The organism is Lederbergia sp. NSJ-179, from assembly GCF_022867885.1.
In the GTDB taxonomy this organism is placed as follows: Bacteria; Bacillota; Bacilli; order Bacillales; family Bacillaceae_C; genus Lederbergia.
In genome coordinates, this window is the sequence record NZ_JALIFP010000020.1 from 19905 (window position 1) to 32406 (window position 12502).

Consider the following 12502-nt stretch of genomic DNA (forward strand, 5'->3'; position numbering starts at 1 on the left):
TACGATAGCCAGGATTATTTGAAGTTTTTTATGCATTACGATAGACTTCTAGTTTTTTAATGGCAACTTTCTCGAGGCCCCCACCAGCCATAAGATCATAAACATAAATACGAATATACTTTATCGAGTGGACTTCAAAATCGATTGGATGGTAATAAGAACCAGTTGAAGTTTTGCTCACAACATCGACCCATCTTTGTTCATCCTTGGATACTTGAATTTTGTAAGCATAATGAGTACTGTCTTTCCCCCATAGTATTTTTGCCCCAGAAATGGATTCCTCATTGTCTAAGTTAATTTGTAACCACTGTGGCAGGTTATAGGTACCCGCTTGCCACAGGGTCTGAGCGTTTTGATTCACAGCGTTCTCAGGTTCATTTCCGGGTGTAAAGCTACTGGCTAATGCTGTTTTTCCCACTGCGATGTTGACTCTTTGCTTGGGTCGCAAGGGATGCTTTGTAGAGCCCCTACCCACAAAAAGCTGAAAATCCACGATGCCTTCACATCCTACAGATGAACTACATAAGCTTAAGCGCACATATCGGGTATTCGATGCAAAATATTCTAGCTGTGTCTGTTCTGTTCTTTCATTTTCGGATCGGTTGACTACTGCGATCCAATCCTTTTGATCTTCACTAACTTCTAATTTATATTTCTTTGGACTTTTGTTGGAAGACCAAAGTATTTTCGACCCAATGAGATTCATCTTTTCTTCTAGATCTATCATGATCCATGGTGTTGGATCCATTTTATCTGGTAGCCAGTAGCTTTCTTGATATTCATTATTGATACTCGATCCTTTATGATCAATCTGTTCGCTGCTTACAGTCAAGCACATAAATGATACGGTCTTTTTATTGAGGAGTAGAAGATTACCACCATCATCTCCTCCCGATATATATTTTCCACCATAAGGAATGCTATTGATCTCTGCTTCGCCAGACTGTAACCCAGGTGCTGTAGCTGTTAGGGTTAGAATACCTGGTGTTAAAGTGGATCGGATGAATGCAGGTCCAATTCCAGCTTCTGCCCTCACGGGGTTTGCTTCAACTCGACCATCTTCATTACCAATCAGTTGGCCAGGCCCCGATAGATGTAAAGAAATGGAATGGTTCGCTGTGGGAACGAGCTGCCCATGTTGATCCCGTATAGAAATATAAGCCATCATCATATCTGAACCATTTGCAATAAGCTCCTCCACTCCATTGGTCACAAATTCAACAGATAAGTGATTGGGTTTTCCTGGTGTATTAATGGTATGGGTGGCAACTAGCCTCTCATTTATAAAACCTTCAGCTCGGAGTTCCCCCTCCTCCCAAGGGATATCATGGAAAACGATGATAGGGTGACGAATATGGTCAATATTAGGAGGTTTTTTTGTGCCGATATATTTCTGGTTTCTATACAGCTTGACTTCATCTGTATTCGTATAAATATGTAGATCTCTTGGTGATGATTCCAATCCATAATTAGCAATGAAAATCATGGGCTTATGATTGGCACTGGGAGATTTCTGGCTTTGAAACCAATAATAATTAAACTTTGGATAGCGATCACGATCAACGATTCCAGAGTGAGCAATTTCTTGGGACAAGCCTCGGTTGTAATCATTGTAACTCCATAGTGCGTACCCTGAAATTCTCTGATTGGCATTCAATCCTGCCCAGTCCCAATATCCATCTTCTTCCTCGTCATTCTTCCATTTGTTTCCTTTTAGAGAGTTTTGACGGTGGAGACTAGCTTGAATAAGGCTTTTTTCGCCAAACTTTCGTGCGGAACGCTCTCCATCCAATAAATTGTGGTTCGCATCTCCCCATTCTCTGGTAATCAATGGTTTTGTTTCACTATAGGCCTCCTTGTACACGACATCAAAATGTTTTCCGTAGGGAGCACCGAAATCAGATGCCGCAATGGCTTGATTAGTTGGATATTCTTCGTGGACAGCCTGATAAGCCTTTTGGGCGAATTCCTTGGGGTACCATGTTTCATTTAAAACAGGTTCCCAGACGATAACGGAAGGATGATTCCGATATAAGCGAATCATCTCTCGTGTCATTTGTAAAGACCTTGTTTCGAAATCTCCTTTATCTGTATAATATTGCCACCCAGGAGTAGGGACAATCACGGCAATTCCTAATTCATCGCAAGCGTTTATGAAGGCTTGGTTCTGTGGATAATGACCAGTTCGAATAAAATTAAAGCCAGCCTCCTTGATCATTTTCACATCACGATAAAGCATGGAATTTGATACAGCATTCCCGACATAGAGGAAATCTTCATGATAATTGACACCATTTAATAGGATGCGTTTTCCATTTATATAGAAACCATTCTTGGCAGTAAATGTAATGTTTCTGATTCCGATTTGTTCTTGATAAGTATCTCTCAGCTGATTCCCTTCTTTTACTTGAATAAGCATGATATACAAGTTTGGATGATCCATACTCCATAATTTTGGCCTATCGATGGTTAATGTTTGAACAAAAGTTTCATCACTTTCTGCACGTAACGAGATCTTATTACTTTTACCTTCGGCTACAATGGTCTGCGTCTCTTTGTCCAAAATTTTTGCCTCAGCATAAATCTCTTTCATCGTTTTTTCATCATTTTGAACGTGGGTTTGAATTTGTATTTTGGCTCTCTGTTCGTCTACTTCTGGGTAGGTGATGAAAACCCCGCCGCTCGCAACTTTATTGGCATAAACGGCATCCGTAATATGAAGTGGATTAGTCACAATCAGTTGAACATGACGATATAAACCGCCAAAATAAACAAAATCAAGTTCTTTTTGTGGTTTTCCAGGAGGGGTCTCTCCATCATCATTTGAATCCACTTTCACTTCGATGATATTCTGTTTTCCTAGCATGACGGTCTCTGTCACATCAATAGTAAAGGGCAAATACCCTCCGTAATGTGAACATACATGTTGACCGTTCACCCAAACCTCTGCATTGATCATGACTCCCTCAAAGCGAATAAAGATTTTTTTTTTGATCAGAGTTTGATCCAATGTAAAATATCGTCGGTACCAACTGATTCCTTGGTAACTTGGTGAATCTTTCCACTCTTTTGGCTCAAGGCGAACTGTATGTGGTAAAATGACTCGTTCCCAACAGGTGTCATCAACCATCTCCTTATAGATGTCTCCTCTATAAAATAACCAATCCGTATTGAAATTAAATACTTCTCTCTCTATCTCGTTCTCGTACAGGGTACCATTTCCCATCATGATTACTCACTCCTCTTCATTTGTCAAATGGATGCCAAAAACATTCAATCGTTTAACATCATACAACACTAGCATTTTCTCTAGTAGGAGTATATGAACAATTCCATAGGACGATTTGGATGTTAGAAAGCATGAAAAATATCGAGAGAAGGTTCGTTTCTAGATGGTTTGCTGATACGAGTAATCTTGTTCAATTGTGTATTCATACATTAAATGAAGAGGAAATATTCGATTGTGATCGGTTTATTACTATTTTGAAATATACAAAATGTCCGATTGATATGTTCCTAATATCCTATTTAGTGGACAAAATTTATTATATGATTAAGAAACAGGAATCACGAATCACGGATCAATCTCACAGTGTCCTAATAGAATGAACTTTTTGTGATATTCAATAGTCATAATCAACTTATCTATATCTTTAGAGAGAATACGAGACAATCTGAGCTATAAAATCAAAAAATAAAATATTGAGCTATGAGGAGTGGTTTTAATGAAAAAAATGTCTATAATATTGAGTTTTATCATTTTGATTGCTGTTGTTACAGGAGCGTGTTCGAATGGTGGCGAAAGTGATGATGCTGTCACTTTAAAAGTATGGAACCGATATCCAGAATTAAATCCTACTTTTGAACAATTTGCTAAGGACTTTGAAAAAGAAAACCCAGAGATAAAAATTGATTTACAAAATATTCCGGTAGGCTCTGCAGCCGCACAATATCAAACGGCTATTTCAGAGAAAAGTCTACCAGATATTTTTACTACATCGACAGTGACATTAAGAGAGCTAGTAGATATGGATATGGCGAAAGATTTAAGTGAACTTTTCACAGAGGACATAAAAGATGACTATTATCCGGGTACATGGTACGAAAATGGGACAACCATCAATAATATACCGTATGTCTTTCCGTTATTTTCACCCAATCATGGTGTAAATATGATGTTTTATAATAAAGATGTTCTGGAAGAAAATAATATTTCTGAAAATGAACTTCCTCAGACTTGGGATGAATTGATGGAGATGGGGAAGGAAATTCACAAAAATTCTGATGGCCAAACATATGGATTAATGTGGTATAACGATGATTGGGCCAATGCTGGAGTCATTAACTATCAATCTACGGCTATTTTCCCTGAAACACCGGAAAATATTAATTATAAAAAAGGGACTCCAGATTTTAATAACATCGGAAAGATAGAGACAATTGAATATTTAAAAACATTACAAAAGGAAAACGTGATGCACCCAACCAGTCTGGAAATTGATACTTCTCAAGCAGAAGCAAATTTTGCAGCAGGGAAAGCTGCTTTTTATATTGGGGGTAATTGGACAGGTACTAATTTGATCGAAACAAGTAATTTTGACAATTGGGGTGTCGTGGAGATGCCTACGAAGGATGGGAAACCTTGGTATCATTCAGCAAATGGCACCAATGGTCTGATTGTAAATAATGATACAGAGCACGCGGAGGAAGTAAAAGTTTTTCTTAACTATGCTTTAGATCATATTTATAGTGATGTGATTTTAAAAGCGGGAAGTACACAACCGGCAAAAATGGATGTGGAAGGAGAAGCTCCTTTTCCGCAATATGAAGAAATTACTGAGTTAATGACGGATCAAGCGATTACGGTTCCAGATCCAACAGAAAGAAGTTTGAAAACCATTGATTTTAAAAGTGAATATACTTCTCAATTAAGTTTCAGTGACGTAGGAGAAATAGCGGTTGGTTATTTAGCCGGAGAAGTAAAGGATCTAAAAAGTGAATTGGACAAGATGAATGCAGAAGCCAATAAGACATTTGACAAACTTTTAGAAGATACCCCAGAGGTTACAAGAGAATTGTACCAATTTCCTAATTGGGAACCATTTACACCATACACGAAGGAAGATTATGAGACTTTAAAATAAGAAACATTGAATGTGACACGGTACTTACTGTCCCGTGTCACTTCAATTAAAAACTACACGATATGTGCGTATTCAAAAAGAAGGATCTAAAGAACTAAGGTGTTCAAAGCGTTTCGAACAGCTCACTTGTACAAGATGTAATGACTTCTGCGTTTCCCTCAGGACGTGGGCGGCTTTAGCTTAAGAGCCTTGAGCACAAGAAAAGCTTCTCCCAATTTGTAACTTACACGGGAAAAAGTGGTTTTCTTTTCCAAGAGTGGACAAGCAAGCCAACGAATACATTCGCAATGTCATTTCCACCGAATTTTTTGAACATCCTCTATAAAAGGAGTGAAAAAGTATGTCAAAGAGTAGTTTGAAAGTGCTATCAGCTAAACCCAAATATAGCCAACGAGAAAAACGGCGATTTATGTGGGCGTATATTTTTTTATTACCACAGGCCATTGTGTTTTTAACCTTATCGGTTTATCCCATTATTATGAGTTACGTGTATTCATTTTTTAATTGGACTGGTTTTGGTCCATTGACTAATTTTGTCGGTCTTGACAATTATATACGATTATTGACACAAGGACGATTTTGGAATGCTTTCCTCAATACTTTTTATTATGTGATTGGCACAACAGTTTTTAGCGTGGGTTTCTCTTTAGTTTTGGCCATTATTCTGAATGATGCTCGATTGCGCGGAAAAGCTTTTTATCGGACGATTTATTTCTTACCAGTTGTTACCACAACAGCCATTATAGGGATTATCATGGGGAATATATTTGGGATCGATGGCTTGGTCAATCAAGTTTTCCAAACGATCATTTCGGACAAGAAAGCCATTCCCTGGTTATCCACAGGAACACTGGCTATGTTGGTTTTAATTTTAGTGGGGTCATGGAAAAGTATAGGAATTAATATGATTTATTGGTTAGCAGGCTTACAAGCCATACCAACAGAATTATATGAATCTGCTCAATTGGATGGTGCAGGTTTTTGGAAAACGTTAAAGCATGTTACGCTTCCATTAATTAAACCGATGTTAGCCGTTATTGTTTTACTATCTTTGGTAAGTGGGATGCATGTCTTTGATCTTGTAAAAACGTTGACAGATGGCGGTCCTTACCGTGCTACAGAGACACTTGATCTCTATATTTATAATTATGCATTTGCGGATGGAGAAGGTGGCGGTACTCCCATGATGGGGTATGCTTCTGCAGCAGGTGTTTTATTAGGGATTTTTACCTTTCTCATTAGTATTATTTTCGGCGGGGCTGGTTTTTCAGCGGAAATAAGGAAGTTTAGGAAAACGAGAGCGGAAAAGAAGGCGGCGAAATAATGATCAGTAGTAAATCAGCACGTATTGTCATTCACTTTTTTCTAGCTGTGGTCGGTTTGATCTGGATCTATCCTTTTATATGGATGGTTTTCTCATCATTTAAAACGAATAGGGAATTACTTGTATCAGGGACAACATTACTACCAGAGGTTTTCCAATGGGAAAACTATTCAAGAGCTTGGAATAATGCAAACTTTTCAGGTTATTTTCTTAATACGGTCATTTTAACTGTTTCCACTGTTTTGATCGTGGTCATTCTATGTGCATTAACCGGTTATGCTTTGGGGCGAGTGAACTTTCCAGGGAGGAAACTTGTTGTGATGGGAGTAGCAGCTATTATGTTCATTCCAAAAGGTTACACGATTATCCCCTTATTTAAGTTGATTAATCAACTCGGCCTATCCGATAGTTTATTAGGTGTAATTGTAGCAGAGGCATCAGGAGCCCACGTTTTATTTATTCTGATGTTTACATCTTTCTTTGCTTCAATACCAAAAGAATTAGAAGAAGCAGCAGAAATGGATGGAGCAAGTTTTGCAGGGACGTTTACTAAAATTATGCTTCCTCTGAGTGCACCCATGATTGCAACGACAGCCATTATGCAATTTATTTGGACATGGAGTTCTTTCTTGGTCCCTCTTGTGTTAACCATTAATAGGCCTGAATTAAGAACATTAGCCGTAGGCATGCAGTCATTTGTAGGTACATATAGTAATGACTTTGCAGGTATGACAGCTGGTGCAACGATATCCTTAGTTCCAGTTATGCTGGTTTTTATTGTGCTGCAAAGATACTTTATTGAAGGGGTTGCAGGAGCGGTAAAATCCTGATGCAGGAAGTGATTACTTTGAAAACGACTAATTGCTTTCTTTCTCATATCAGGTGACTCATAATATTTTGCCGTATTTCACCATTTAATACACAGATATTTCCTTCTTATATAACGGTTTACAATGGAGAAGAGAACCGACTTGTAAATACATTTAAACAGGAGCAGGGATAATAGATTTGCTATTCTAATGTGATAGCATAAAGTTCAAAAATTAAATGAGTTGTCACTCATATAGAAATTTCAAGGGAATGAAGTTATCTGTAGGCGATTATTGATATTCTAATTCTTTGCAGTGCAAATGAATCCAAACAGCTTAAGAACTCGCATGAATGCTGATTCCTAGGCTGTTTTTATCTGCTAAAAGGTGCAATGAAATTGCTATATTTTCAGAAATTGTAACAATTTCCTGACTTTTCCTTAATCCTGGCTACCTCACTTTTCTTGAAGATTTTGAAAACCAACTAAAAACGAACATAACAAAGGCATATCCCAAAACTTGGAGGAAAGGTTCGGCAGCGACAACCGAATAAAAAAATTCTGGCCCCTGCAGATACTAACAAGGGCCTTGGGCAGAACAAGGTTTTGCACCTTGTGAGGTTTATTATAGCACCTTCAAAAGCTACCCGTTAATGGAACATCTATTTAGTATTTACCAGGAAAATATTTGGTCTCACTCAATTTGACAACTCAAAGGATAAAAATTCAGGCAGTTGTCGTTCATGCTTGTCGAGCCTAATTTGTTCCGGCTTGATGCCCTGTTCACGCAGTACTTCAATGTTTTGAACGAGGAATTCGTCGCTGCCGACAACATAGAAGAGTCCATCCTTGTCTGCAGCAAGATTTTTCACTTCTTCATAGTAGTCTTTACGGTTATCGACGAACTGTGATGTGAATTTCTTGTCAGGTGCGGATTTAAAAATATTCGTGAATAGAAAATCTTTTGATGAATCGATGTTCAGGGAATGAATTTGATTGACGTTGTCAGCACGTTCGAAATAATCAAGGACAAGCGGTCTGAAAGTTGCCAAGCCAACACCTGATGACAGCAGGTAAACATTTTTGTTTTCTCTTTTAAGCGGTACATTCGAATGAGTTTTAAAGATCGCCACTTCATTGCCGACTTCAAGATTTCTTAAAATCGCTTTAAACTCAGAGCACTGCTCTCTGATGCGTGTTGTGATACCGATTGAATTTTCATGCGGTAAAGTGGAGATTGACATATGCCGAATCAGGCTGCGGTTTGGTTTATCTCCAGCATTAAAACCTTCCAATGCCAAGTGGATGTGGGCACCTTCTTCCCATGTATAGTCTTCCGGACAGTCGAGCAGGTACGTTTTAACCTCAGGCGTTTCTTCAATAATCTTATTTATTTTAGTCCAGTATATTTGCATTATATCTTCTCCTTACTCAATGATATGTGTCGTTACTATCTAATATACAATAAGTGATAACAATTCTCAATTAAATGGATTGATTATTTTAGATAATTTTTTTGACCTGAATTTGCTAATAATGTAGAAAAAGAGCTTGAATCTGAATTATTCCTAGTAGGTTAAATGCAATAGCTTGGTAATGAGCGACAAGTCAGCATTTCTAAGAAGGCGCTTTATCGTAACAAAAATTTGGAAAAAGAGGAAAAGCAAATAACCAACATCTTCGCCTTCCTCGCTACATGTTCATTTTCACTTTTACCCTTTCGCTTTTCAGGAAACCCCATCTTCCAACTAAAATAATCATTATCTGTATTTTTCTTGTAATGTAGATTAGCATCAAACTTTCCGGTGTACCTATGCTATATGTATTTAGATTCATGATTTTGTGGTACTATATCTTTTCTTTTTATCCTTTCACACAAAAGAGTCTCATCTGTTTTTTTATAGGTAAAATCAATTTTATATACTATTCTGACTTCTCTCCTTGTTCTTATCGAAACTAATTTGAATCTGGGTTTATGCTTTAGTACTTTTTCATCCCATAAATACTTATAAAACTTAGATAAAAAATTCTCTTTCATTTCTAAAGTCTTATTTTTATTTGATTTCTCATCTACACAATATTGTAAATATGCATTTGCGTGAATCTTTCGCAGACCTGCCAAACCTTGAACTTCAGTATATTCAGTTGATCCTATACTCACTTTGTCTAATACAAAGTTTAGAAAAGGAACTATAATTTGTGCTACAGTAAGCTCAGTGTTTACAGATCCTGAGTTTCTATGGTAATTCTTAAATAAAAAATGGCTTACGGGATGGGGAAGTACCTCTTTTGTTGTCTTGTCCTCTAGTCCAATAATGAATGAAGGTGTATTTACAATTTCCCCGCCTTGTTTCCTATAGTATTTTATCGCCTTCCACACAAATCTATAGTTTCCAAATTCCATATAGTTTACCTCCAAAGCCCTTAATGACGAACGTATATTCTTGTTGTATGGTTTGGACGATTTCTCTCAAAAAGTCAATCAAATATAACATTAAAAGAAAAGGCATAAGGTTCTAAAAGTTAGTAGGGAAAACTCAGTCTTGGCTAGAATGCAATATTTATAATAAAGTTTGACTCAATTGAGTTACGAGCTAATCTGAGATAGTTCCACATTCGGACGTGTTTGTTGTACTTCCCGTTTGAGTTTTAAATATGAATTAATCAGAGCAAGTTGAAAACATAATATTTAAATGGATAAAAGCCTCAGTTTATAAAAAATGAGGCTTTTTGCATATAATTAAACATCTAATTCGTAAAATCATAAATAAAATTAAACTTTAGTTGAATTTTATTTAACAGCATGTTAAATTGTAATTATAAATTGTACAGAAGATGGGTGAAAACATGGATATAAAGGATGTTCCAAACTGGGTTTTGTCTCTAGAAGAAGACGATGTAGAGTTTGTTAAGAAATTTGTAATGAACTCAGGCTCTTTAAAACAAGTTGCAAAAATTTATGAAGTTTCTTATCCAACAGTGAGAATTAAATTGGATAGGTTAATTGAAAAAATAAAGTTAGCCGACACTGCTGACAATGAGGAGTTCATCCAATTTATCAAAAGACTAACGATTGATGATCGTATTAATTTGGAAGAAGCAAAGTTAATTATTGAAAGATATAAACAGGAAAGGAATGAGAAATAATGTTTGGCTACGGTGTTTATGATGTACTTATTATTGCTGGGTTTCTTGGCATACAACACTTTTTTTCAACTAGAAATAACGTTTATTGGGGAGGAGTTATCCCAGTAATTTTTGTTGTTTGGCGTACATGGGTATTTTTTACAGAAAACCAAAGCTTTTTAAAGTATGTATTAATCTTGTTAGTCGGTCTTGCATTCCTTATTGGAGGTTGGCATGAAGGACGAAAAGCTCTTCAAAAACGAAGAAAACAAGAATTGGATAAAATGAAATCCCGGGATTTGAAGTAACTAATAGAAAGAGGCGGAAAAATGTTCCATGTATTAAAACGGGAATTTATAGATTCATTTAAAAGTGTACGATCTATCTTGATTATACTGTTTATTACTTTTGTTTCTTATCAATCAGCTACATTCTTTGATAGCAATCCTGGTATTGTTAGTAATTTAATGGAGGACGGAGAAGAAAGTTCAATTTATACAGCTTCGATAGCATTGATTGTGTCAATATTTGGCTTTCTATTTGTGTTTGCAACATCTCACGATTTAATTAATAAAGAAGTTGAGTTAAAAACGATACGTTTACTTGTTACAAAGGTGTCGAGGGGAAATATCATGACAGGTAAGCTTTTAGGAACAATGTTATTTTGGGTTGTAACGGTCTCTATATCGTTTGTTGTATTAACTGTCATTGCAGGTTCGTGGTTTCCAAAAGACTATTTTCAAACCTTAGTGTTTCTATTTTATATTATTAACTCTGTATTACTAATTTCCACACTAGTCACGAAGCCGAAATTGACAATGTTCTTGGGTGTCATACTTGGTTTAGCTTTGCCAATTATAGGATTGGTCTCAATGCTATCGGACAAATGGTATCTGGTCCCGTTCAAATATTTGTTGCCTTATAGATATATGGAAGGCTCAATTGTTCTGATGCTCATCCCATTGGCTATTGGTGTTATTTACTTTTTAATCTCTGTCCTTATAATGAAAAGAAAGGATTTATAGAATATGAATATAATTGAAGTTAATCATTTAATGAAACAGTATGGAGAAACGGAAGTATTAAAAGGTGTTAATCTGGCTGTTCGCAAAGGCGAGGTCTTTGGGTTTATCGGTCATAATGGAGCTGGCAAGTCGACTTTCATCCATACAATTACGGGTATCATTAATAAAAGTTCTGGAAACTTTAACTTATTGGGGGTTTCCGATAAATATCTTAATAAAGTCAAAAGCAAAATAGGTGTTATGCCTGACGTATCCAATTTATATGAAAACATGAAAGGAATTCAATTTCTACAATACATGGGTGGATTAGTCGGTGATAATCGAAGTAAGGAGGAGTATAAATCTTTAATGAAGGATGTTGGGTTAGAAGGAATGGGAAAGAAAAAGATTAAGTCTTATTCCTTTGGTATGAAGAAGAAAATATGTATAGCCCAAGCTTTGTTGGGGAATCCTGAATTGATTATTCTGGACGAGCCTACTTCAGGACTTGATCCTGAATCTGCAATTAAAATTCGTAACCTTGTAGCAGGTTTACAAAAGAAAGGGAAAACTATTCTACTTACCTCACATAATTTAGATGAAATAGAAAGAATAAGTGATAGGGTCGGTATTTTAAGCGATGGTCTTATTAAGAAGTTAGGTACACCTCAACAATTAAAGGAAAAAGTGGATGATGGAATTTGTATTGCTGTTCGAACAAAGCCGGTATTAGCTAAAAAGGATATTCAAGAGCTATCTGCAAGATTAAAAATTGATGTGATCTTTGATGAAATAAAAAAGGGTTTCTCAATGTTACAAGTCACTTCAGAAGAAGATATTCCAACAATATCAAAGGAGTTAATCGAGTCCGGTGTTCATTTATATGAAATTAAGGTAGAGCACCGGTCGTTGGAGGATGTATTTATGAATGCTTAAAGTTTATAGGAAGTTTTCCGCAAATAGGCGTGATGTTTGTTTCAAAACTCGAAAGAAGGATTTTGGTGTAATTGGATATGCGCGTGTGCCATCGAGATTACTAAGTCGCTTGAAACATAAAAAGTAAGAAAGTTAATACTAAAGGCTGGCACCTGAATAA

Annotated in this window: 11 protein-coding genes; 8 read left to right on the plus strand and 3 right to left on the minus strand. The window is 36.5% G+C overall.

Annotated features, from left to right (window positions below):
- Positions 1–28: 28 nt before the first annotated feature.
- Positions 29–3229 carry a discoidin domain-containing protein gene (locus MUB24_RS14600; RefSeq protein ID WP_244705339.1) on the minus strand — a complete coding sequence of 1067 codons (3201 nt, stop codon included), beginning with the start codon at positions 3227–3229 and terminating at the stop codon, positions 29–31.
- A 119-nt stretch (positions 3230–3348) separates the two neighbouring features.
- Here MUB24_RS14600 and MUB24_RS14605 point away from each other — a divergent pair, with 119 nt between their 5' ends.
- From MUB24_RS14605 to MUB24_RS14620, 4 genes are all read left to right on the plus strand, one after another.
- Positions 3349–3609, plus strand: coding sequence for a hypothetical protein (locus MUB24_RS14605; protein ID WP_244705341.1), 261 nt, complete (start codon positions 3349–3351; stop codon positions 3607–3609).
- A gap of 116 nt (positions 3610–3725) precedes the next feature.
- Entirely contained in the window at positions 3726–5144 is a 1419-nt protein-coding gene (locus MUB24_RS14610; protein ID WP_244705343.1) for an ABC transporter substrate-binding protein, read from the plus strand.
- 340 nt (positions 5145–5484) lie between these two features.
- Positions 5485–6468 (plus strand): carbohydrate ABC transporter permease, encoded by a 984-nt coding sequence (locus MUB24_RS14615; protein ID WP_244705345.1) that lies wholly within the window; start codon positions 5485–5487, stop codon positions 6466–6468.
- Positions 6468–7298, plus strand: a complete 831-nt coding sequence (locus tag MUB24_RS14620) for a carbohydrate ABC transporter permease (RefSeq protein WP_244705346.1) — start codon at positions 6468–6470, stop codon at positions 7296–7298. Before MUB24_RS14615 ends, MUB24_RS14620 begins: the two co-directional genes overlap by 1 nt.
- 676 nt (positions 7299–7974) lie before the next feature.
- Here MUB24_RS14620 and MUB24_RS14625 read toward each other — a convergent pair.
- The gene (locus tag MUB24_RS14625; protein ID WP_244705348.1) at positions 7975–8691 is read right to left on the minus strand and encodes a ferredoxin reductase domain-containing protein; all 717 of its coding nucleotides are present in this window, start codon (positions 8689–8691) and stop codon (positions 7975–7977) included.
- Positions 8692–9092: 401 nt separating this feature from the next.
- Positions 9093–9680 (minus strand): hypothetical protein, encoded by a 588-nt coding sequence (locus MUB24_RS14630; protein WP_244705350.1) that lies wholly within the window; start codon positions 9678–9680, stop codon positions 9093–9095.
- Between the two features lie 443 nt (positions 9681–10123).
- On the opposite strand from MUB24_RS14630, the gene MUB24_RS14635 reads away from it, so the two are divergent.
- From MUB24_RS14635 to MUB24_RS14650, 4 genes are read left to right on the plus strand one after another with little or no spacing between them, the layout of a single operon-like run.
- Positions 10124–10423 carry a DUF2089 family protein gene (locus tag MUB24_RS14635; RefSeq protein ID WP_244705352.1) on the plus strand — a complete coding sequence of 100 codons (300 nt, stop codon included), beginning with the start codon at positions 10124–10126 and terminating at the stop codon, positions 10421–10423.
- On the plus strand, positions 10423–10710 hold the full coding sequence (locus tag MUB24_RS14640) for a hypothetical protein (protein WP_244705354.1): 288 nt from the start codon (positions 10423–10425) through the stop codon (positions 10708–10710). The genes MUB24_RS14635 and MUB24_RS14640 overlap by 1 nt, the downstream gene beginning before the upstream one ends.
- A 21-nt stretch (positions 10711–10731) precedes the next feature.
- Positions 10732–11427, plus strand: coding sequence for an ABC transporter permease (locus MUB24_RS14645; protein ID WP_244705356.1), 696 nt, complete (start codon positions 10732–10734; stop codon positions 11425–11427).
- Between the two features lie 3 nt (positions 11428–11430).
- The gene (locus tag MUB24_RS14650) at positions 11431–12342 is read left to right on the plus strand and encodes an ABC transporter ATP-binding protein (RefSeq protein WP_244705358.1); all 912 of its coding nucleotides are present in this window, start codon (positions 11431–11433) and stop codon (positions 12340–12342) included.
- Positions 12343–12502: the final 160 nt, after the last annotated feature.